The sequence below is a fragment of the Acinetobacter sp. T63 genome, from assembly GCF_053852345.1.
In genome coordinates, this window is the sequence record NZ_CM132659.1 from 2,364,769 (window position 1) to 2,386,786 (window position 22,018).

Annotated in this window: 21 protein-coding genes; 3 read left to right on the forward strand and 18 right to left on the reverse strand. The window is 46.7% G+C overall.

Going from position 1 to position 22,018, the window contains the following annotated elements:
• Positions 1-32 precede the first annotated feature (32 nt).
• Positions 33-500 (reverse strand): hypothetical protein, encoded by a 468-nt coding sequence (locus ACVLR6_RS11365; RefSeq protein WP_180056333.1) that lies wholly within the window; start codon positions 498-500, stop codon positions 33-35.
• Positions 501-907: 407 nt separating this feature from the next.
• Positions 908-1,594, reverse strand: coding sequence for a ribulose-phosphate 3-epimerase (rpe, locus tag ACVLR6_RS11370; protein WP_075175405.1), 687 nt, complete (start codon positions 1,592-1,594; stop codon positions 908-910).
• A gap of 178 nt (positions 1,595-1,772) precedes the next feature.
• Between rpe and ACVLR6_RS11375 the strand changes: the two genes are divergently transcribed.
• Positions 1,773-2,057: a DUF2218 domain-containing protein gene (locus ACVLR6_RS11375; RefSeq protein ID WP_104472524.1), complete on the forward strand. Its 285-nt coding sequence runs from the start codon at positions 1,773-1,775 to the stop codon at positions 2,055-2,057.
• A 16-nt stretch (positions 2,058-2,073) separates the two neighbouring features.
• Here ACVLR6_RS11375 and ACVLR6_RS11380 read toward each other — a convergent pair whose 3' ends face one another.
• From ACVLR6_RS11380 to ACVLR6_RS11420, 9 genes are all read right to left on the reverse strand, one after another.
• A complete protein-coding gene (locus ACVLR6_RS11380) occupies positions 2,074-3,111 on the reverse strand; it encodes a M48 family metallopeptidase (protein ID WP_104503993.1) in 1,038 nt (345 codons plus the stop codon).
• 11 nt (positions 3,112-3,122) lie between these two features.
• Positions 3,123-4,226, reverse strand: a complete 1,104-nt coding sequence (locus tag ACVLR6_RS11385; RefSeq protein ID WP_168396036.1) for a YjgN family protein — start codon at positions 4,224-4,226, stop codon at positions 3,123-3,125.
• 119 nt (positions 4,227-4,345) lie between these two features.
• Positions 4,346-5,182, reverse strand: a complete 837-nt coding sequence (gene fghA / locus ACVLR6_RS11390) for an S-formylglutathione hydrolase (RefSeq protein WP_005179891.1) — start codon at positions 5,180-5,182, stop codon at positions 4,346-4,348.
• A 14-nt stretch (positions 5,183-5,196) separates the two neighbouring features.
• Complete coding sequence (locus ACVLR6_RS11395; protein WP_035363274.1) at positions 5,197-6,603, reverse strand: C13 family peptidase; 1,407 nt, start codon at positions 6,601-6,603, stop codon at positions 5,197-5,199.
• A gap of 113 nt (positions 6,604-6,716) precedes the next feature.
• Entirely contained in the window at positions 6,717-7,544 is an 828-nt protein-coding gene (locus ACVLR6_RS11400; protein ID WP_005179895.1) for a class I SAM-dependent methyltransferase, read from the reverse strand.
• Entirely contained in the window at positions 7,538-8,362 is an 825-nt protein-coding gene (locus ACVLR6_RS11405; protein WP_016659491.1) for an undecaprenyl-diphosphate phosphatase, read from the reverse strand. Before ACVLR6_RS11405 ends, ACVLR6_RS11400 begins: the two co-directional genes overlap by 7 nt.
• Positions 8,363-8,374: 12 nt before the next feature.
• Entirely contained in the window at positions 8,375-9,040 is a 666-nt protein-coding gene (tsaB, locus tag ACVLR6_RS11410) for a tRNA (adenosine(37)-N6)-threonylcarbamoyltransferase complex dimerization subunit type 1 TsaB (RefSeq protein WP_005179899.1), read from the reverse strand.
• 123 nt (positions 9,041-9,163) lie between these two features.
• The gene (locus ACVLR6_RS11415; RefSeq protein ID WP_168370235.1) at positions 9,164-9,691 is read right to left on the reverse strand and encodes a gamma carbonic anhydrase family protein; all 528 of its coding nucleotides are present in this window, start codon (positions 9,689-9,691) and stop codon (positions 9,164-9,166) included.
• Positions 9,692-9,703: 12 nt separating this feature from the next.
• Positions 9,704-10,312 (reverse strand): CoA pyrophosphatase, encoded by a 609-nt coding sequence (locus tag ACVLR6_RS11420; RefSeq protein WP_160241023.1) that lies wholly within the window; start codon positions 10,310-10,312, stop codon positions 9,704-9,706.
• 122 nt (positions 10,313-10,434) lie between these two features.
• On the opposite strand from ACVLR6_RS11420, the gene ACVLR6_RS11425 reads away from it, so the two are divergent.
• A complete protein-coding gene (locus ACVLR6_RS11425) occupies positions 10,435-10,983 on the forward strand; it encodes an NUDIX hydrolase (protein WP_104470910.1) in 549 nt (182 codons plus the stop codon).
• A 70-nt stretch (positions 10,984-11,053) separates the two neighbouring features.
• Here ACVLR6_RS11425 and filF read toward each other — a convergent pair whose 3' ends face one another.
• The 6 genes from filF to filA all read right to left on the reverse strand — a co-directional run bounded on the left by filF (position 11,054) and on the right by filA (position 19,137).
• On the reverse strand, positions 11,054-12,982 hold the full coding sequence (gene filF, locus ACVLR6_RS11430; protein WP_168394200.1) for a putative pilus system protein FilF: 1,929 nt from the start codon (positions 12,980-12,982) through the stop codon (positions 11,054-11,056).
• Between the two features lie 18 nt (positions 12,983-13,000).
• Positions 13,001-14,248: a putative pilus assembly protein FilE gene (gene filE, locus ACVLR6_RS11435; protein WP_005179905.1), complete on the reverse strand. Its 1,248-nt coding sequence runs from the start codon at positions 14,246-14,248 to the stop codon at positions 13,001-13,003.
• A complete protein-coding gene (gene filD / locus ACVLR6_RS11440) occupies positions 14,242-15,906 on the reverse strand; it encodes a putative pilus system OmpP1/FadL family transporter FilD (RefSeq protein WP_016659496.1) in 1,665 nt (554 codons plus the stop codon). Before filD ends, filE begins: the two co-directional genes overlap by 7 nt.
• 12 nt (positions 15,907-15,918) lie before the next feature.
• On the reverse strand, positions 15,919-17,088 hold the full coding sequence (gene filC / locus ACVLR6_RS11445) for a putative pilus system protein FilC (RefSeq protein WP_104472535.1): 1,170 nt from the start codon (positions 17,086-17,088) through the stop codon (positions 15,919-15,921).
• 48 nt (positions 17,089-17,136) lie between these two features.
• A complete protein-coding gene (filB, locus tag ACVLR6_RS11450) occupies positions 17,137-17,970 on the reverse strand; it encodes a putative pilus system C39 family peptidase FilB (protein ID WP_045795549.1) in 834 nt (277 codons plus the stop codon).
• A 195-nt stretch (positions 17,971-18,165) separates the two neighbouring features.
• On the reverse strand, positions 18,166-19,137 hold the full coding sequence (gene filA, locus ACVLR6_RS11455) for a putative pilus system protein FilA (protein ID WP_455995250.1): 972 nt from the start codon (positions 19,135-19,137) through the stop codon (positions 18,166-18,168).
• A 249-nt stretch (positions 19,138-19,386) separates the two neighbouring features.
• On the opposite strand from filA, the gene ACVLR6_RS11460 reads away from it, so the two are divergent.
• Positions 19,387-20,724 (forward strand): anthranilate synthase component I family protein, encoded by a 1,338-nt coding sequence (locus ACVLR6_RS11460; RefSeq protein WP_455995251.1) that lies wholly within the window; start codon positions 19,387-19,389, stop codon positions 20,722-20,724.
• A 123-nt stretch (positions 20,725-20,847) separates the two neighbouring features.
• Here ACVLR6_RS11460 and hisC read toward each other — a convergent pair whose 3' ends face one another.
• Complete coding sequence (gene hisC / locus ACVLR6_RS11465) at positions 20,848-21,936, reverse strand: histidinol-phosphate transaminase (protein ID WP_005179917.1); 1,089 nt, start codon at positions 21,934-21,936, stop codon at positions 20,848-20,850.
• Positions 21,937-22,018: the final 82 nt, after the last annotated feature.

Genomic DNA, 22,018 nt, shown 5'->3' on the forward strand with positions numbered 1-22,018 from the left:
TTAAAACAATAAAAAAAGAAAAGTTTTTAAAGTCAGGATAAGGTTTTCGGTGGACGCAGGATTTCCTGCCAGTAGCCGGGTAAATGCTGGGCATGATAGAGATGAAAGTGCGGCTCAGACTCAAAGGTCGGGCTTGCCTGTTCCAGCACAGGGAGCGCAATCTTGAGATAGCTCAGACCCGGCTGGCAATGTAGGGGTGGACAATCCTGACAGTTTAAATGCTGCTCTGGATGATGTACCTGCTCGCAGTCGGGTAACTGTGCAGATGGACTGGTGCTATGATGGCTTGGGTGATGTTGTTCTACAGGAGAATCTGCCTTTTCAGCATGACAAGGTGTAGGTGATGAAAGGGATGATTTCGCACTGGTGATCGCGGCAGAGTTGGACAGTTGCATGGCCGCATGCGCTGGTTGTACAACCGCCAGCACAAGACTGCTCCATCCCATGACAAATGCCATCAGATAGCTGAACCACACCGGTTGTCTGCGCTGTGTATACAACAGGATTTCCTCACCCCATAAGACCAAACCCCAGCGTTGAAGCTGCTTAAAACAGCTAAACGCCTGTGCAAACCAGCATAGAGAAATTCACAGTTATACACAATGCTTTAAATTTTAAATCGCTGCTGCCGGGAAGATTGTTTTGCATATCAATAAAATAATAAAGTTATTTATTGTGCAGTATAACTCTTAAGCAGAGCTGAATAAAAAAGCAGGAATTTTAGGGCTTTTGCTCAAATAAAAAGGACTCATTTGAGTCCTTTTTATACATTTTACGTCTAATTGGCAAACGATTGATGCACAACTGTTTATAAATTAATCCGGTTATCCATACTGTTATCAACATAGATATCCATAGAGTTAATCACAAAGTTATCCACAGGGTGCCGATAACTTATCCAGTTTTATTAGGTATTCACGGCACCGACTTTGGCCAGTTCGGCACGCATCTCATCAATCACAGCTTTATAATCCGGTTTGCCAAAAATCGCTGAACCAGCCACAAACATATCGGCACCGGCTTCGGCAATTTCACGGATATTGGCCGGGCCAACACCACCATCAACCTCAAGGCGAATATCACGGCCTGAGGCATCAATGATCTGACGCGCCTGACGTAATTTTTCCAGGGTCATAGGAATAAATTTCTGGCCACCAAAGCCCGGGTTCACACTCATCAATAAAATCTGGTCGACTTTATCCAGCACATAATCCAGATAATGCAGCGGCGTTGCCGGGTTAAAAACCAGACCCGCCTTGGCACCGCCCGACTTGATCAGTTGCAGCGAACGGTCAATATGGTCCGAAGCTTCCGGGTGGAAGGTAATAATATCGGCACCGGCTTCCAAGAAGTCGCCAATCATGCGATCCACCGGAGAGACCATTAAATGCACATCAATTGGCGCCTGAATCCCATAATTTTTCAGGGCCTTACATACGCCTGCACCAAAGGTGAGGTTGGGTACATAGTGATTGTCCATGACATCAAAGTGGACAACATCAGCACCGGCTTCAAGCACTTTTTCTACCTCTTCCCCTAAACGGGCAAAGTCTGCAGAAAGAATAGAAGGCGCAATTAAATATGGCTTGGACATGGGAGACCCTGGCTAAGTATTTGAGTGACTGCGCCATTATAACAAATTGTCCCCGGCTCTGGGGCGGCAGATGGCCACCTGCGGCAAGATTGCAAATCTACAACGCTGTGTTGCAACACGCGGCTTTGTCTGGGCGCTCTTTTCTCTTAGGCTTAAGGCTTACTGAACAGGATTTTTCATGAAACGTTATAGTCATATTGCCACCACACAAGCGGCCCGTCTGGCCAAACGCCTGGGTAACCACTGGAAACACAAATTTGAAGTACAGGAAACAGCACAGGAACTGCGTATTTTGATGCCAAGCGCGACCATTGTGTTACAGCCACAATCTGATGCGCTCTATACCGAAATTATTGCTTTAGATGAACACACCGACCTGAACCGGCTGGAACAGGTGGTGCTGGATCATCTGCAACGCATGGGACAGGAACAGTTAAGTGCTGACTGGCAGCAGGCCGATTAAACCTACTTAGATCTGCTCATTTTACTTCGGCAGATTGCTTGGCTTCAAAGGCCTTGACTGCTTCAATACGCTCCTGCGTGGCCGGATGGCTTTGCAGAAAATCCCAGACCGACTTACCCTGCTCGCTTTCGCCGCTTTCATCTGCCAGCCGTTGTAACAGGTTGGCATAATGGATGGTTGGCACCTGCTTGTGCTGCATGGTGGTTAAGGCATAATGATCGGCTTCGGCTTCAAAATTACGCGAATAACTGGCACCCACCAAAGCCAGAGGCAGGCTGGTCATTAAATCGGAGCCATCACCGGTAATCGCAATCAGAATTACCCCAAAACCTAAACTGGCCAGCGCCTGTTGCAGACTATGCCGCTCGACCAGATGACCCTGCTCATGTGCCAGCACCCCCAGAATTTCCCGGTCATCCTGTGCCAGCTCAACCAGTTCATCGGTCAGAATAATAGTATTGTTGGGAATCGCCACCGCATTGGCACCCAACCGATTCCCTTCTCGAAACAGCAGTTTCGCCGGCCGGTCTTCTGCCACCAATGCCTGATACTGCTGTAAAATTGCCTGCTGGCGCGCCGCACTTAAACGGCTTGGACCCGTCATCTCCAGCACATAGTGTTCTGCTTCATTGCCGACACTGTTCAGGGTGGTTTCCGGTAACTGATTGGCCACCACATGCGAGGCCCACGGAATGCCCCACTTCACCGTGGCAAAGGCCAACGCCACAATAAAAATGGTGCTAAACAGAATCAGGCTGGGGGTACGCTCCAGCTTCCAGATCGACTGATAAATATTCTTTTGCTGCAGCTGAAACCAGTCCGGTAAAGGCTGCTGAAACTCCAGACGTGCATCATCCTGGAGTTCAATTACCGGCTGGATACGGCCCAATGCGCCTATCAGCAGCATGTCCTGATAACGATAACGGCGCTGCAAGGCAAAGTTTTCACCATACTGAACCCAGATACTGTCTGCATCGGCTGCCAACACCTGAGCAGTATAAGGCTTGGCACTCTGACCATCATAAAACACGGCTTCAACCGTCATCTGTTGCATCAGGGCTTTCCTTATAAAGACACATCAATATCAAAGATATCGCTAATTTCTTCCGCAATCGCGCTTGGATCACCCTGTAACTGGTTCATCAGCAGGTCCGGATCATTGTTTAAATGCAGGCTTAAAGACTCCACCTGATAGCGATATAAACGGATTGCCGCCCACGGCGTCATAAGGCCGAGGGTTAAAATTTTCACCATCCAGTTGCTGAGCACAATCCAGGCATAGCGCCACTGGTTGCAACTGGTCTGAAACTGGCTACGACTGAGGGTGGTATTGTTCCAGCTGGTCATAAAAATCCGCGCCAGCATTAATGGCCAGATGAATAAAGCCGCCAGCAAATAGATGCCCATAAAAATCCAGACATACTGCACCGCACTCAGACTGGAAAAATCGGCCAGCAAGGCCAGTACTAGTGCTGCCGCCCCCAGCAAGCCGATAAACAGAAACAGCGGCACATACATGGCGCGCATATAGGCCGGCCAGTCGGCCTGCAATTTAAACTGCAATTGCCCTGCATAGAGATGATCGAGGCAATAACGCTTATACAGCCAGATCAGCACCGGGAAAAATACGCCCAGGGTCAAGATATACACCAGAATCCCTTTTAGAAATTCGATATAGGCTTTCTTGCTAGTGCCGGAAAAGAAAAAGCGGCTGTTACCAAATTTACTGTTACGTGCATTAAAGCGGATGGTGGCCCGAATCAGCCAGGGTACCGCCAGATACAGGATTAGTACCCCAATCAGGGTGGCGCGTACCGAGTAGTTGGATAACAGCGAAATGGCCAGATACAGACCAATTGCAATCAGCCGCCCGATTAAAATCTTGCTCGGCACACCGGTAAAGTCAAAACGGCGCTGGATAAATTCGGTATTGCCATAAAAATAGCGCAAGCGGCGTACTTTGGCCCACGGCGCATACAGTCCCAGCGTGACAATAATCAACAGAATATTGACAATCCAGATGCCGAAATATTCCATGGCAGTGCCATAAAAATGAAAAGGGTGGCGCTGTCCAAGCAGCTGCGGTTCAGGTGAATCAACGACAAGCGCTGGCGGCAGCTGGGTCTGTTCCTCTGCGGTAAAAGTCGGATGTATATCTTGGTTTTGCATATCAGGCCTTATAATTATTTTTTAAAATAAAGACACGGTTAAAAATTAAAAAACAAAAAATCACAGACCGCCTTCACCCTGCAACAGGTCAAAAGCGGTGTTCTGAGCGATGGATTATATTAGGATTGTAATTGGACTGCATGAAATTGCAGATGATCATCGATAAAACTTTGAATAAAGTAATAACCATGATCATAGCCGGCATGTTCACGTAAGCTCAGCGGCTGTCCGGCCTGGGCACAGGCGGCCTGGAACAGCGCCGGATTCAACTGGCTATAGAACTGATCCTGTAGGCCCTGATCAATTAAAATATCGGCAAATTGCTTGCCTTTTTGCTGGACCAGTGCAGTGGCATCATGCGCTTGCCAGCCTTGACGATCCTCACCTAAATAGGCACTAAAAGCTTTCTCGCCCCACGGGCACTGGCTTGGTGCACAAATTGGTGCAAAGGCAGAAACTGATTTAAATTTTTCCGGATATTTAAAAGCTAGCGTTAACGCACCATGGCCGCCCATACTGTGGCCGAAAATACCAATACTGTCGGTTTGCACCGCAAACTGTTCACACACCAGCTTATACAGCTCTTCTGCAACAAACTGTTCCATCTGGTAATGCGCTGCCCAGGGTGCCTGGGTTGCATTAATATAAAAACCTGCCCCCTGCCCGATATCCCAGTGATCGCCCTGCGCCACCTGCTCACCGCGAGGTGAAGTGTCCGGGCTAATCAGAATAAAGCCCAACTGTGCCGCCAGACGCTGGGCATGCGCTTTAATTGCAAAAGTTTCTTCGGTACAGGTTAAACCCGCCAGGTAAAAAAGCGCCGGACAGTCCTGACCGGCCAAGGCTTGTGCCGGCAGAAAAATACCAAAACGGCTTTCCCCGTTTAAGCTGCTGGAATTAAAACGGTAAATTCGCTGTTCGCCATCAAAGCATCGATTGTTCTGTATTAATTCCATCGTCTTATCCTGTTTTAAGGGCTGTCTAAAGTTAAAGGCATTTCATTTGGCTGCGCCACCATGGCTTGCGGGAATAAACGCTGCTCCAGTTGCGGCAACATCAGCTGCATGTTCTTGCCCATCGACCATTGCGGTTCAGATGGTTCAAAACCTTGTGCCTGCTCCCATTTTGCCACGGTCAGCTTGGCCTGTGCAAAAGCCTCGGCAAAGCTGTTATTTTCACGCATGGCCTGATCAAAGAAAGCCCGGCCAAAATAGGTATAATCGGCTTCGTTAGAACAGCCGAATGAAGCGCGATCTGCGGCCGATGCGGTAATTACCAAAGTATTGTCATTTTGCAGGGCCGAAACAAAACTGCCCGAATAACAGGCCGAGATCACAATTACGCGCCAGCGGATACCGGATTTATCCAGCGCATCGCGCAGCCATTTTGGATCAACCTGTTGCAGTTCCAGCGGCGCATTTTCCATTTCAAACTGGTTCGGCAAGCCATGTGAAGTCATGTATAAAAACAGCACATCGCTTTCCGGATTCATCTGCTGGCCTATACGGCGCAGTGCCAGTTCCATACTGGTGCGTGAGGCAATCGGGGTGACATTGCGTGTCATCGGGTTATTGACCAGAATCATCGAGCGGCCAAAAGTGCCAAAGCGGGTATCGAACTGTTCCCGAATCCGCTCGACTTCGGACATAAACACATCCTGATAACTGGCCCCGGCCACGCCCAGAAAATACCAGTGTGATTGTGCAAATTCACCATACTGAATCTTCTCCAGCGCCTGATTCAGTATCTTGCTTTGTGCATAAAAGGCTTCTTCGCTAAAGGTCGGCGGGACCTCTTCCACCTTCCAGATTGGCTGGCTCTTGACCGACATCTGCCACACCACCAGGGTAAACAGCGTGGCCAGAACAATCAGCGCACGTTCCCACCACGGCCATTTCAGTTCACGGGAAAATACCCAGACCACGGCCAGACTCTGCCAGACAAACAGCACCATGAAAATCAGCGGCAGATAGTCATAGAAAACATAAGGCAGCACATCAATCATGCCCAGATATTGAATCAGGCTTTGCAATAAGGCGATGTGAGTATCTAACACCAGCCACAGTAAAGCCGGCACCAGCATGAGGCGTGGATTATTAACGCGCTGGGACAGGAAAATCCCGACAATTAAGGCAATAAACGGCCACAAGGCATAACTGACCAGACCTTGCGGGTTAAAATCACCGGTTTCACCGGCGCTGAGCCAGCTAAATAAAGTGTTGGCCAGACCGCCTAAAATGCCCCAGAAAATCAGTTGCAGAATGGAAGGACGGACAATCTGTAAAGATCGGCGCGAACCAAAAAATAACCACATCCCCGCTGTTTGGTTGCTTTTAAAATCATGCCAAAAATTGATGGAGGGTTTAAAGTCGATCATAAGATTGTCGTTAGCAGTGGCTCGCTTTGTGCAGACTTAGTTTATGCCTGATGTCATAATTATCAATGCTCTTTTTTAACTATATAACAAATCTTTGCCCAGTTTTGAAGCGATTACCCGTTTACTTTGGTCGCGTCCTGCTGGAAGTAGGCATCGAAGCGGCAGGCATCTCCGGTCCATTGATGATCCGGTGTTTGCCCGGCCAGATATACCGCCAGACGTGGTCGCTTAACCACCACACGTTTGGCGATTTTTTGCGCCAGCGGCAACAAGGCATCGCCCAAATCCATTTCACCATGTTCCGGCAATAACAAATGCAGCAGCTGCATCTGCTTTTTGACTTGTGCCTGTTTTTTTACCGCCTGCTGGTTCTGGTCACGCTGTGGAAACATCGGATCCAGATACACCACATCAACAGCCTGCCCTGCTTCTGCCTGCGCTTTTAAGTAATCAGCCGAATCAGAAAAGACCAAGTGGATGCGTGCGGCAACCTTGCTTAAAAACGGGTCCTGTAGGGCGCGCTGGTAGCTGTCTTCCAATAAACTAAACAGAATCGGATGCCGTTCTACCAGCGTTACTTCAGCCCCCAAATGCGCCATCAGCAAACTGTCATGGCCCAGACCTGCAGTTGCATCAATCAGCTGCGGTTTTTCCGCCAGGTTACAGGCACGGGCCAGCATTTCTGACTTTAATGACGCGCGTTTTAAACGCGGAATTTCAGCCTGCCAGTCTGGCTGCATTTTCATGCCCAGCGCACACAGCCACAGGCCATCGGCATCAACGCACAGCGCCATGTCTGGATGCAGTCTTAAAAAACGTGCATTCAGTTTGTCGATGACATCAATTTGAAGGGTAACCCCACGTGAAGAAAGCACAGCCTGATAGTGCTGTGCTTTCTCAAAAAATGCGGGTTCGGTATAGCAGCGAAGTTCGCTTACCATAAGGTCCAGCCTGTATATGCAAAGAGTAAAATCAGAAGGCCTGACACAATACGATACCAGGCAAAAATCATAAAGTCGCGTTTGGCCACATACGCCACCAGCGCGCGAATTAAGATTAATGCGGAGATAAAGGAAACAATAATCCCGACGCTCAGTACGGTCCAGTCCTGCGTGGTCTGGAAGACATCATAACTTTGATATAAATCCAGCAAGCCTGCGCCAATAATCACCGGAATTCCCAGAAAGAACGAGAATTCTGTCGCCGCTTTACGTGATACGCCCAGGAACATCGCCCCAATAATGGTCGCACCCGAACGTGAAGTGCCCGGAATTAAAGACAGTACCTGAATCAGACCAATCCAGATTGCATCTTTATAGGTCAGGTCTTCAACTTCCTGTGCCCGTACTTGAGGTGGATGCTTCTCAATCCAGATAATGATCAGACCACCAATAATCAGGCCAATGGCCACGGCGATATCATTAAACAACATCGCTTTCACGGTTTGCCCGAAAGTCAAACCAATCAGAATAATCGGCAGCGAGGCCAGAATCAGGCCAAAGCCCAGACGGCGTCCGGTTTCTTCGCCGGTGAACATGCCGGTGGCTGCGCCCCAAAGCCGGGTCCAGTATTCATAAATCACTGCTGCAATTGCCCCCATTTGAATGGCAATTACAAAAACATCACTTTTTTCTTTGGTCCAGAAGTTCATCAGTTCTGAAGCCAAAATTAAATGGCCGGTACTGGAAATTGGTAAGAATTCTGTGATTCCTTCAACAATTCCCATAATTGCCGCTTTCAGCAGCAGTAAAAAATCCATAGAAAATCCTAGTTATGATTTGCCTTGTTCTGGAATTTTTTTCCAAGCATTATCCCGCAAATACACCGGTAATGCGTATTCCGCACTGACCCATGCTTCACGTTGGGCCAATACGCGTGCAATGGTAGCAATATCTTGCGCCGTTGCACTTAAGTCTTTGTATTGTGTTTGTTCTTGTTGCAATAAGGTTGAACCTGAGCCTACTAATGGGGACTGCGCTACGGCCGCCGCATCACTATAGCCCAATAACTGTTCTTCGCTCACCGGCTGCATAATGCCTTCTGCATCTAACTGGAAACTGGCGATATAGACTTCATTCATCCGCGCATCCAGCACTGCTGTTACCGCGCTTAAACCTGCTAGCCGATAAGCCGCTTGTGCCAGTGCCTGCAAGGTCGATACCGGAATGACCGGCAGATCATGTGACCAGGCCAGTGCCTGTGCCACCGCGGCATTAATCCGCACGCCACTGAACGAGCCCGGGCCACGGCTAAAGGCCACTGCGGTTAAATCGGCAGTGGCCGTTTCGGTCTGAGCAAAACCTTGCTCAATCATCGGGAGAATGGTTTGGGTTTGTGCCTTGGCGCGCTCATCCAACTGAAAAAACAGTTCCTGCGTGTCATTTACAATCGAAACGGAACACTGCTCATTGGCAGTTTCCAATGCCAGTAACTTCATGCACAACCTTAAAATTAAATTTTAAAAACTGGCCGCTATCATACTCCACTCCTAGACACTAGGCGAGAACTTCACCGGCTTTCACACAGAAAAAAGCCAGTTTCAAACTGGCTTTTAGGTATCTTAAAGTTCGACTTTTTCCAGCTGCTGGAAATGCTGAAAGTGCTCGGCATAATGTAAGGCGCTCAGTTTCAGACGGGCCGCTCCTGCTTCATCCAGGGTTTTTACAATCTTGCCGGGAGAACCCATCACCACCGAATTATCCGGGATGACTTTGCCTTCCGGAATCAGCGCATTGGCACCAATAATACAGTTTTTCCCAATCACAGCATGATTCAGCACCACCGCGTTAATACCAATCAGGCTGTTATCGCCGATGGTACAGCCATGCAACATGGCCTGATGACCGATAGTGACATAGTTACCAATCTGCATCTCAATACCCGCATCGGTATGCAGCACCGCATTTTCCTGGACATTACTAAAATCTCCAAGACGAATCAGGCTGTTATCGCCACGCACCACCGCGCCAAACCAGATACTCACCTGCCGGCCCAGCTCGACCTGACCAATGACCGTTGCGGTTTCGGCGACCCAACCATCCCATGGTTGATGTAATGCTTTTGGGGCAATGCCCTGAAATTTATACAACATTAAAATTCCCTATTTAGATGATTTAAATCGAAACGTCGGTGAATTCAGTAAAAATGGCCATTCTTTTTGATAATCCAGCCCATACTGAAATAAAGCCACCAGCATCCGTGCAGTTAATCCCCAGACAATCTCATTTTCAACGCGCATGCTGGGAAAATATAAGGACTGATGGGCATAGCGCACCTCATATGGCACCGGCGGCGCTTCAATCAGATTTTTTAAAGAGGCGAAAAAAATACGGTCAATTTCGGTCGGTTGCGCTGACAGCTGCACCTCGGGTGGAATCAGGCCGACAATGGGTTTGACCAGCATGCCATTACGCGATTTTTGCATTGGCAAATCGCCAATCAGTTCCACATCAAAAGGATTCAGCGCGGTTTCTTCCTGTGCTTCGCGCAGTGCCACCACAATATTACTGGTATCCTGTGGATCGCGCTTGCCGCCCGGGAAAGACACCTCACCGGCATGGCTGTTTAAATAGGCCGAGCGGCGGGTCAGCAGGACTTTCGGCTGAGCTTCATCGGTAATCGCAATCAACACGGCCGCATGCGCCTCACGCATACTTCGCGAGAAGCGTAAGCGCTGTTGCAATTCCTGTGTCAATGAATGCTCTACCATCTTTTATTATCCTGATTGCCTGACTTTCATCATAGCTGAAATTCTGGGCAAAAGGATAGAAATGATGCCAAAGTTCATTTTTTCAGTTATGCTGATCAGCAACTTTATCGTTGATGCTGAATATGAACTTTTGCGGAACGTGTGGACATAAAACAACGGAAAAAATTCCTTTAGGCGATCATCAGTTACGCCGTGTTTGCAGCCATTGTGGCAGTATTCATTATGTGAATCCGAAAGTGATTTGCGGTGCTTTGGTGCTGTGGGAAGATCAGGTGTTATTATGCCGCCGTGCCATTGAACCGCGTTATGGACTCTGGACCCTACCTGCCGGTTATATGGAACTGTTTGAAACCATGGAACAAGGCGCGGCACGTGAAACCCGTGAAGAAGCAGAAGCGGAAATCGAGATTGAGCAGCTGTACTGCATGTACAACATTCCACGGATTGGCCAGATTTATGTGCTGTTTAAAGCGCAGCTGATTGAAGGTCAATTTGGGGCGGGTGAAGAAACTATTGAATCGCGTCTGTTTAGCGAAGATGAAATTCCATGGGCAGAACTAGCCTTCCCAAGCGTGGAACATACCTTAAGACATTATTTTGAAGACCGCAAAAACCAGCATTTCCCGACTCATCTGGAAACCTTGGGTACGCGTTTGGATCATACTGGTTAACAATAAATATCCTCGCCAAGAAAAAGCCCATCCGTAGATGGGCTTTTGTATTTTAATGAATATATTGCTGTTACTGGATACGCACCTGTTCCGGGTTATAACAGTCCGCCACTTCGATGCTCACGGTTCCACCGGTGAGTTTAGCCAGTTCTTTATCGGCATCCGTAGCATTGTTGCTATCCTGATTGGTAAAAGTCTTGAGCTGCAAGGTATACAGGTTACTCCATGACACGGTATTGTTGCCGGAGAAGTCACTCAGGCTAATCCGGGTCGAGGTATGATTGACCAGATTACCCATATTCAGCCGCGCACCACCCACCACCATGGCCTGCTCGCCCTGGGTATTGTCAACCCGGGTATTCAGACCAATTACGGCACCATTCAGCTGGTTAAAGACCGGATTGGCCAGAATCATCCGCAGGGTAATCGCCTGATTGCTCAGATCGGTTGCTCCCAGCACACCAATACGATATTGCGTGACATTATTACTATCCACAATCTCTGGTGTGCTGCTATCTGTAGCGACTGCGCAGGTCCCCGACAGATCGGTTGCGGTCGGATTTGGGCCAATATCGGTACGGATATTGCCCTGCTCATCCAGCACAATCCCGAGTTTCATTGCTGGCGCGGCATTATTAGCAAAATTGAAATTCAGAGTGGCATATAACGGGAAAATATAACGCTCACCCAAGGCCACATTTTTCGCCGAAGTAAAAATCCGGTTATCCAGGAAATTCACCTGAAAATATTTATAGATATCCAGTGAGCCCTTAAACTGATCCGTGCCAATAGTCTGGGTCCAGCGGCCATATTCTTCCGGCTTTCCTGTCGGGAACTTGGTCAGGGTTTTATAAATGCCTTCGGTGCCGGCAATCATATAATCGTTATACAGTTTCCCCTGGGTCACGGTAAAATCTTCAGTCCGGTTACTGTTGATGCTAAAACGATAAGGCCCCTGGATCGTTTCATTCAGTGGATTAATCCAGTTATTTTGTGCCGCTGCGGTCATCAGTTCCGGACGGACACGTTTCAAGAAATCGGCCGTAATGGTCAATAACGGGTTTTCATTACTGGTCGACATGGTTCCACGCCACTGCATGCCATAACCGAAAGTATAACCCGAGCGATCGGTCATCAACTGGAACTGGCCAATCAGGTGTCTTAAGGTATTCGAGTTCTGTTTACAATCATCCTGATTACAGCCATATAAACCTTGTGGTAAGGTCGAACCCTCCACAGCCAGTACCGGATAGTTGGCCTGATAAGAGGCAGAGTTGGTCATATAAACCAGGGTTTTCAGCGCGTCAAAGGCCTGCGCATCACTGACGGTGCTCAAGTCAACCCAAGGACTTAACTTGCTGACATAGGCACCGGAACGGTAATCCTCCAGCGTCACCGAACCCAAAATATCATCCAGCTGTTCTTTTTTTAGCGCAGAAATATAAAGTGGCTGCACATCACCGGCAATGGTCGGCCGTTCTTGGTTCTTGGAACTTTCAATTGATAAAGCCTGTAAAATACGTGTAATTGCCTGTGCCACTTGAACAGTTGAATCCGATGGGGTCAGTTCGGTTGCGGCCTGTCCGGTTAAGCCACGGGCAATATCCAGCAGGGTTAAACGCGGCAAGCTGGCACTGACCGAATTGGCCAGACCAATATCAGCTAGGCTTACTGTCCCCAGATTAATTGATTTTTCTGTTTTTTCCTGAATAAAGAAATGGACTTTATCACCGGCACTACATTTACCTGTGGCGGCATTGGTGGTTGGCGCAATCAGGGTAATATAGGTTTTGCTTGGATCACTGCTACAGGTGAAATTCAGGCCATCCACCGGATAATCCAGGGCAAACTCCACACAGTTTTGCCCGCTAACACAACTGCCATTAATTTCCGACACAATATTCGGCTCTGGAATGACATTGGCACTTTCGCCACCACAGCCACTGAGTGCCATCATCAAGGCGGTACTGCTCAAGGCTAAAATATTTGATTTCTTCATCCTGATGTCTCATGTTTTTTATTGATCTAAGGCAATAATTTTCAATTGGCCCTGATTACTTAACTGGCGGTTTTCCATATCGATTGCCGATGCCAGCGGGGTTAAAAGAAGATAACGGGTTTGAGCCGGCAATTGAATCACCCCTTCCACCTGCTCATGTTGCAATAAGGTGGATTGAGTATCCTGGCTCTTGTAGCCGCCTGCACCTTCAATCACACAGCCTTGCGCATCCAGAAAAACGGCAAAAGGCCAGTAAAATGTAGGTTGCCGGGTTTTAGAAGCGTATGAATTCACCTGAAGATGGCGTAAATCTCCCTCCAGCTTCACCACCTCATAATCAAATTCATCTGTTAATGGTGCACGTGGCCAGAGATTGACGTCTTTCTGTACGGCCAGGGTCTTGGCATGTTTAATTTTTTTATTGTTAAAACAGGACTGGCCTAAACTGCTGATGGCATCGGCCTGTGCAATACGATAATAAGTCGATGACAGCACCATTGGCTTGACACTTTCTGGCTGGCGTTTCTTGAACAGGCGATCCAGCACCGATTGTCCGACTCCTTTTTCACGTTCTACCACCTGCACCCGGGTCGCACCACCGCCCAATTTACTGTCAACTACGCCTTCCGGCATCATATAAAAACGCTTTTTCCCCTCCAGGTTAAATTCACTGTGTTCCAGGTATTCATTATTGACGTACTGCTCCCCTTCCATTTCGGTAAAACCGGAAGATGAAGTACGGTCTGGTTGATCAGCTTGCACAGTCTTCAATACTTTCTGAGATTCAGTTTGCGGGATGACAGATGTAATCGTTGGAGATGATGAAGCTGATACCGGTTTTGTGGTTGCCGATACAACTGGTGTGACGACAGGCTGTTCCACAACTGCTGTATCTGGTGTTTTTTGTGGGATACTTTCTGTGAGTTTTACCGTAGTGACTGGTTGAGTCGGTACAGTACTAACTGTGGGTACGACTGCAACAGCAGGAGCTCTGACAGGTTCAGAAACGGGAATTTGCGCTTGCGGCTGCGCCGGATTCAAAGCAGAGGATGCTCTACTTTGTGCCTGCGTTTTGTTTACCGGCACAGCTTCTTTTTTCGCGGCCGGCCGGGTTTCGGCTTTACGCTGTACCACCATCGGCCGGCCATCCGGGCCAATAATGGTATAAAACTCATTGGCATAACTTACACTGGCCGAGCCCAAAGACAGCGCCCAGAGTGAAGACAGGCAAATCAAGCCAGATAAACGCTTTGTCACTTTTACCATCGTGTTCTATAGCTCAGACCTAAAATTGTAATGTTGCTAGCGGTTTTGACATTCAGTCCAGCATACGGGTTGAGTAATAAGTTATTCACCCCTTCTTTGTTGGCTAGGCTACTGGTATTGGCTGGAATTTTGTCCCGGCTTTGCAGAAAGCCGATCGATAAATCCAGGTCAGTATCGGCATCAAAACGATAGCCCACACCTAAACCAAACAGACGTGCATTATTAATGGGTACCATGGTATTACGCTTGTCATCTGGAATCGCACTGGTTCGTGGTTCATAACCGGCACGCAGCTTTAAACGGTCGGTAGCAGAATATTCAATCCCGATGCCCCAACTCCATGGTGACTGGAAGCCCATCGGCAAGGCCAGTGAGCTGTCAGAGACATGTTCAGACAATAATTTGGCAATTTTCAGGGCAGAAATCTGGCGGTCAAATTCAAACTTGAACTTGTCCCAAGCAGCATAATCGGTCCAGCCGACATCAAAGTTCACCTGTAAATCTGGCATTACCTTGTATTTAATCCCGGCCTGGAAATGCGCTGGATATTCAAAATCCATCGCCACCAGCCCTGACTCACTGGCCGGAATATAGTTCGGGAAGCCTAAAATTGCCGCCAAAATTTGCCCGGTTGGGGAAGACATCAAGCCTTTAATCAGCTCACTCGGCGCCTTGGCATTATCAATATGATATTTACCTTTGAGCCGCATTTTGGCGGAGCTTTGATAGACCATACCAAAGCTGAAATCTTCACGTGGCTCCCATAACACCCCGAGGTTATAGCTTGGGCTCAGACTTTGCTCGACGGCCAGATCCATTTGTCCAAAACGACCAAACGGATTCATGCCTTCCTGTGCGTTACAAATCCCCAGCAAAAGAATATCGGTAATAATATCGGAGTTTTCTTTAAACGGGGTACAGACGACTTCATCAATCATCCGCAGCATCCCGATCAGGTCATTCGGGAAACGCAAGTCGGTATTCATGGCAATGGCCTGGTAGGACATTCCCACCGATGCCCCGACTGATAGCTCATCATTGACCTGATAGGCAATTGACGGTGACAGATAGGTAATCCGTTCCAGTGCCACCTGCTGCCCCATGAAGTTACCTGGGTTGCCATCTTCAGCACCAAAACCGGCAATTAAAGGCGCATACATCGCAGTAGCAAAGGTGGTTTTAGACCCCGGCGGATTGTAGGCAATCCCTGCTGTTGGTGCGGCCAGTGGCATGCCTTCACCCAGATCAACAAACTTTTTCAGTACCGGCACATACAGCGATGCATATTCCACATCACCCGATACTTCACCTTTAAAGTCGGTACAAAAGTCAGCCAGAATTTCCGGTCCATCATGACAGACCAGTGGATCATCGGAATAACCAAATACGTTATAGTCGGCTGGCGCAGAAAACTCGCGCTGTACATCAAAGTGCGCCAGCACCCCCTGTACATCGGTTTGCAAGCCTTCAATTTTAGTTAAGGCTGCCGGGTTAAAATGGATGGCACTAATGCCCGGTGGATCTGCCGTGACCGCGTTGCCCATGGTCAGGGAACGGATATCGACAGACAGGTTTTGTCCCAATTGTGCAAAAGCAGCACTCGAACAGCCCGATAAGATCAGCGCAGACACTAACGGGCGAAGTCGAATTATTTTCATACGACCAGCCTCTTAGCGAAGTTTCTTACCAAAGCCCAGAATATCGAGTGGGAAAGACAGACCTAAAGACACATCCGGTGCATCTTCTGTCAAACCAATACCAACAGTACCATTGACAATCGTTTCAGGAGAAACGCGCACCCCTAAAGAAATGGCCAGGGTAGAACTGGTCTGATCGGCCGGAGAATAGCTTTCGCCGGTGTGATAGAGGAATTCAGCGCCAGTATTAAAACTCTGCTGATACGACATGGTCATTGAAACATCGTAGTTAAAGGAATAGGCAAAACCAAAGGCGAAACCACCACTAATGCCCGGCTCAAATTCCTCAATAATACGTGGGCCACGAACTTGGTTTAAGCCCGACTCTTTAAAACCATAATTGGCGGAGACCGAAGCGAATAACACCACTGGGTCGATATATTTACGCGTACTGGCTCCAATCCCTGCAGAATAATAGCCCTTACCGGTCGCAAGTTCGGTAGTGCTATTAATTTCATACGGGCTATCACCGGTTTTGGTCGAAAGATTTCCGAATAAAATTAGTGGCAAACGGCCGGCTTTTAAAGGGAAAGGTTCCCAGCGTGCGCCTAAAGAAATATCTCCCAGACCCGCGGTATTCGCATCTTTTAATTGATCGGTCTTGGCCACCAAAGGTAAAGAGGCGGTTAAGGTCAGGTTATCCAATAATCCATATTGAACGGTGAAAGTATTGGTCAATGCATGCGATGCATTTTCCTGAACACGTAACTGATAGATTTGGCCTTGCGCCATTTCCATATCAATTTGCGTATCACGATAATAGGTATAATCAATATCGTAATAAGATGAGATATTGCCTTTTTTGATTAAGGAATATTGGCGTTCATTGGAGGTAAAGACTTCTTCCAGATTGGCTTCTTTGGTGGCATCCCCTTCCTGCTGCTGTAACGCAGTTGATGCAGCCTGCTCAGCACTCGGTGCAGTCGCTGTTGCTGTTTCAATATTGGCCTCAGCAACTGCTTCAGCGCTAACTTCTTCAGGGCTTGAGTTTTCTGCTGGAGCTGTGGCTTCTGACGCAAGCTGCTGCTCTTCTACTGCTTCATATTGTCCTAACTGTGGCTCTTCTGCAGCATAAGCAGCTGCTCCCCAGACCATTTGGATACTGATAGCCAATACGGTTTTATTCATCCATTTAGATTTCATCTTCTTCCCTTCCAATTTTTAATTTTTTTTCGTTTTTAAAGTAAATATTTACTTACTTTTATAATAGAGTCTTAAAAAGTTGTACTGATGTTCGCCGAAATTCTCTGACTCAGGATTCATGTTTCGTTCTAAACGAATGGTCGAGGCTTTATCGGCAATTTTGTCCATATAGAATTGCGGATATTGAATATTGACAAAGGCATGATGGTTAACAGTGGCATCTTCAACATGGCGCATATCACTATCCTGTAAAGCCAGGAAGTCTTTACGATATTCAGGCGCCACATTAATCAGGAACAAGGTATTGTTTTCCCACACCTCTTTAAAACGCTGCTCATCAAAACTGATATTCCCCAGTGCCGGGTCGGCCACATAGACCCGGCCATCCTTATAGGCCTTATACACCACAAAATGCTTAAAACCGGCATAGGAAATCGGCACAATTGCGGGCTGGCCCTGCTTGACCAGATCTGAAAATTCCCCACGATAGCCGCCACTTTCCATGCCCAATGCAGCAACAAAACGTTTCATATCCAGCAAAGAGAAACTACGCCGTTCAATAATGCGCTCGTACTCCCCATAACGTAGCAAACCACTCATGGTCTGCTGCTCTGTCAATCGGGTTCCGACATAACCATTTAACAGCGTGGTTAAAGCGGCCGATCCACAGCTATAGTCATAAGCCTGACGTACAATGCCCCGGAATTGATCTTGTAAAGCAGGTTGAATACGTACAGGCTCACGATGCATACGGGTAAAAGAAGAATTGCGGGAATCCAGTGTTTCCGTATAGCGTACGGTTTCCGGATGTTGTTCCTTTAAGTCGAAGGCTTGTGTGGCAGCGTAATACATCAATGCCGAGCCTAATGCGATCTCTAACATAATTTTTTACTTTTCAAGTTCCAGGCAGCTCTGCCAGTTCATTTTTTATTTTTAGAGTAAGAACTCTACTTCCATGTATTTAGCAAGATACCTTTTTTTTAGAAAAAAAACAGTATTTTTTTATCTTTTTGCCAACTTTTACAGTTTTTGTGTAAAAAAAAGCGCGTGAAAACACGCGCTTTTTCAATAGAAGACTTAGTGACCACGAATAGTGATAACCGCCCCCGGACTATATTTACCAGCCTCTGGGCTGAAATAGGTTTGCATACCTTGAATTTCAACATCACCGATAGATGCAGCATCTCGGCTACCTAAATGAACACCTTGTACATAGTGATCTTTAGCACCACCATGGCTAATCATCTGGATATAACCTTTGTCATTCGGGTTGCTGACACTTGCCCCCATAACACGCACATCTTGTGTAATGGTTAAGTTATTAGCATCTGCATCGGCAATTTTAATACTTTCAATAAAGATCTCACCTGCTGCACGCTCAGCACTTGCCGTTGAGTTATCAAGAATACCCAAATTATTAATTTCAAGACCACCAATCATCGTAGTATTCAGTTTAATCATCGCCCCTTGTGGTGCAGCACCTAACTGGATATTGGCTGACATTGGGCCTGTCTTAAGCGATAAGCCTGAAATAATGGCATTATAATTCGAATCTACACCACCACGGCGAAGTGTCGAGGTTGTGCTGCTACCTTGTACACCCGAAGCAGTTACACCAATTTCACCAATTTTAATATCCAGACCAGACACATCAGCTGCGATGTTAATAAAGGCTGTGTTACCACTACCTGCACCGGCATCAGAGTCAATTTTTAAATCTGCCAAGTTACGAGAGTCAAGTAGATAATCACCTCCATCATCATAGTTAGCACCAACGACGATACCAAAGTTTTCATTCGCATCACCAGCAATGCCATTCCCTTGAATAACAATCGCACCAGCAGCACCTGCAGTACCATTAACATCTAAACCATCATTATCATGGATAAAGAGCTTTTCAATTTCAATTTTTGAAATACCGATACCAATCGATAAACCATCTTGACCTGTGGTTGCGCTAAGTGCTGAATCATCCATTGCCTGCATTGCAAATGCATTTGCACTTAATGCCATTGAAGATACTAAAGCTAGTTTAGTAAATGTTTTCATATTTACTCTCCCAAGAGTATTATTTTTTTGATTGTTACCACTCTTGTGCAGCGGGTTGATTATTTGTTTTTAGCAACCTGCTACGTATTTCCTTGAGCGGCTGGATAGCACTAACAAAGTTATCCCCCTGTCAATTTTTGTTCAACTGCTATTGATCATATTTTTCAGCTTGCCGATAAACGGTCATAAGCATTTTCTTGGCGCAGAATCAGGTAAAATAGATATTTATTATTGATTTTCTCCAAATTTATGGCCACCTCATCTTTCTACAAACAAGTACTTTGTGAATCCTCCTATACCCCAGCAGAAATTTTAAAGGCGCTGGGTTCACTCTCACATCTTGTTTATTTAGAAAATAATGGCCAACCGATTATTGGCTTATCGGCAAAACATTACTACCTTATTCAACAAAATAAATGGCAGTATTTTAAGCAGCACAGTTTTAATGATTATCTTGAAGAAACAGCAGCACCTTCTTTAGATGAATTTTTGCAGGCAACTGTTTGTATTGGCGACAGTTATTTTAAAGGTGGACTGATCGGTTTTATCAGCTACGATTATGCCGCCCAACAGCACATTCATACTCAAAGCAAAGCTCAACCGTGTTTATTTCTAGGACAATTTCACAGTTTTCTAACCCTGGAAAATGGGCAATGGTATTTCACCAGCGATGAGCAGCAAGCCGAATTTTTATTAACTTATATTCAAAATTTGTTGGCTCAAAAACAGGAGAATTCATTTAAATTAACTCAGGCCTGTACCGCACGCTGGAATAAAACTGAATATCAACAGGCCTTTAATCAAGTCCAGGATTATATTGTTGCAGGTGATTGTTATCAGATTAATTTAACCCAGGAATTTAAAGGTTCTGCGGAAGGATTATTATTAAATACCGCTGCAGATTTTTGGGCGCTAACCCATGCTCCTTATGCTGGTTATTTAAAAATAAATGACTTTGAATTACTTAGCTGTTCACCTGAATTATTTATTGATTTTCTGCCTCATCGGCAACTCCTCACCAAACCGATTAAAGGCACCATGCCACGCTATACAGATCCACGATTAGATGAACAATCTAAACAGACCTTAAAAAATTCTGAAAAAGATCAAGCTGAAAATGTGATGATCGTCGATTTACTGCGTAATGATCTGAGTGTCTATGCCGAAACCGGTTCAGTAAAAACGCCGAAGTTATTCAATATTGAATCATTTAAACAAGTACATCATATGGTGAGTGAAATCACCGCGACGTTAAAAGCAGAAATCAATCCACTGGATGTATTGCTGTCTGCACTTCCGGGCGGCTCGATTACTGGCGCCCCTAAAATTCGCGCCATGCAGATTATTGAAGAGCTGGAAGGCACACCACGCGGGGCCTATTGCGGATCAATGGGTTATTTTAATTTTGATGGTACCGGTTCCTGGAATATTCTGATTCGCTCAATTCAAAAATATCAACACGAAGTTTCGTTATGGGCCGGTGGTGGTATTACCATTGCCTCTGATTGTGATGCAGAATATCAGGAATGTTTTGATAAGGTTTCGGCGATGCTGGATTTACTCAATACCTGGTACACACCTGAATAAATAAAAAAGCGACTCAATTGAGTCGCTTTTTTATGAATCCCTCCCCTTGAGAACCATTGTTTCTCACCTTTTCTAGAGGGAAGAGTTCCCTCCTTTATCAAAGGAGGGTTAGGGTGGATTCACTTAAGCCAAAATCTCGTTTTTCAAAGTATCCACTAAACGCTGGTTTTGTTCATCGGTACCGATGGTGATCCGAAGGAATTGGTTAATCCGTGGCTTGTTAAAATAACGCACAATGATGCCACGTTCACGCAATTCAGCTGCCAATTCACCCGCGTCTTTACTTGGCAGTGAAGCAAAAATAAAGTTGGCACTCGATGGCAATACCTTAAAACCCAGCTCAGCCAGCTGAGCTACCAGTGTTTCGCGACTCGCAATCACTTTCTGGTTCTGCGCTTCAAAGTATTCCTGATCTTCAAACGATGCGACAGCTGCTGCAATCGCGAAACGATCCATTGGATAAGAGTTAAAGCTGTTTTTCACCGCTTCCAGCGCAGCAATTAAATGTGGCTGGGCAATCGCAAAACCGACCCGTAAACCAGCCAAAGAACGCGATTTAGATGTGGTTTGACATACCACTAAATTCTCGTATTTTTCCACCAGGCTGACCGCAGATTCGGCACCAAAGTCTACATAGGCCTCATCAATCACCACAACTGAGTTTGGATTGGCTTGAAGCACTTCCTCAATGGCAGCCAGGCCCATATCAATACTGGTTGGTGCATTCGGATTGGTAATAATAATGCCGCCATTTGGCTGCTTATAATCATCCACCACAATTTCAAAATTGTCATTTAGAGGGATGACCTGGGTATTAACCCCAAAAAACTGGCTATAGACCGGGTAGAAACTATAGGTAATATCCGGATACAACAGCGGCAGATCCTGAACAAAGAAGGCTTTAAAGATATGTGCCAGCACTTCATCAGAACCATTGCCGACAAAAACCTGCTCAACCGGTACCTGCTGCTGTTTGGCAATGGCCTGTTTTAACTCGGAGGCATCCGGATCTGGATACAAACGTAACGCATCCGCCGAGTTTGCCAGTACCTTCTGCACCGCTTCCACCACTTTTGGCGATGGCGGATACGGGTTTTCATTGGTATTCAATTTGAGTAAATTCTGGATTTTCGGTTGTTCGCCCGGTACGTACGGTTCTAATTCACGTACTGCCGGACTCCAGAAGCGCATTTGTTCGGTGGTGATATTCATTTTTAAATTCTCAAAGTTCCCTCTCCTGAGCAAGTTTTAAAGCACAGCTTTAAAATGAAGCGCAAGTGAGGGCTAGGGAGAG

Coding starts and splice junctions, on each gene's coding strand:
- rpe (WP_075175405.1), bottom strand. CDS start 1,594: ATGTCCAAGCCATATTTAATTGCGCCTTCTATTCTTTCTGCAGACTTT.
- ACVLR6_RS11375 (WP_104472524.1), top strand. CDS start 1,773: ATGAAACGTTATAGTCATATTGCCACCACACAAGCGGCCCGTCTGGCC.
- ACVLR6_RS11380 (WP_104503993.1), bottom strand. CDS start 3,111: ATGCAACAGATGACGGTTGAAGCCGTGTTTTATGATGGTCAGAGTGCC.
- ACVLR6_RS11385 (WP_168396036.1), bottom strand. CDS start 4,226: ATGCAAAACCAAGATATACATCCGACTTTTACCGCAGAGGAACAGACC.
- fghA (WP_005179891.1), bottom strand. CDS start 5,182: ATGGAATTAATACAGAACAATCGATGCTTTGATGGCGAACAGCGAATT.
- ACVLR6_RS11395 (WP_035363274.1), bottom strand. CDS start 6,603: ATGATCGACTTTAAACCCTCCATCAATTTTTGGCATGATTTTAAAAGC.
- ACVLR6_RS11400 (WP_005179895.1), bottom strand. CDS start 7,544: ATGGTAAGCGAACTTCGCTGCTATACCGAACCCGCATTTTTTGAGAAA.
- ACVLR6_RS11405 (WP_016659491.1), bottom strand. CDS start 8,362: ATGGATTTTTTACTGCTGCTGAAAGCGGCAATTATGGGAATTGTTGAA.
- tsaB (WP_005179899.1), bottom strand. CDS start 9,040: ATGAAGTTACTGGCATTGGAAACTGCCAATGAGCAGTGTTCCGTTTCG.
- ACVLR6_RS11420 (WP_160241023.1), bottom strand. CDS start 10,312: ATGGTAGAGCATTCATTGACACAGGAATTGCAACAGCGCTTACGCTTC.
- ACVLR6_RS11425 (WP_104470910.1), top strand. CDS start 10,435: ATGAACTTTTGCGGAACGTGTGGACATAAAACAACGGAAAAAATTCCT.
- filF (WP_168394200.1), bottom strand. CDS start 12,982: ATGAAGAAATCAAATATTTTAGCCTTGAGCAGTACCGCCTTGATGATG.
- filE (WP_005179905.1), bottom strand. CDS start 14,248: ATGGTAAAAGTGACAAAGCGTTTATCTGGCTTGATTTGCCTGTCTTCA.
- filD (WP_016659496.1), bottom strand. CDS start 15,906: ATGAAAATAATTCGACTTCGCCCGTTAGTGTCTGCGCTGATCTTATCG.
- filC (WP_104472535.1), bottom strand. CDS start 17,088: ATGAAATCTAAATGGATGAATAAAACCGTATTGGCTATCAGTATCCAA.
- filB (WP_045795549.1), bottom strand. CDS start 17,970: ATGTTAGAGATCGCATTAGGCTCGGCATTGATGTATTACGCTGCCACA.
- filA (WP_455995250.1), bottom strand. CDS start 19,137: ATGAAAACATTTACTAAACTAGCTTTAGTATCTTCAATGGCATTAAGT.
- ACVLR6_RS11460 (WP_455995251.1), top strand. CDS start 19,387: ATGGCCACCTCATCTTTCTACAAACAAGTACTTTGTGAATCCTCCTAT.
- hisC (WP_005179917.1), bottom strand. CDS start 21,936: ATGAATATCACCACCGAACAAATGCGCTTCTGGAGTCCGGCAGTACGT.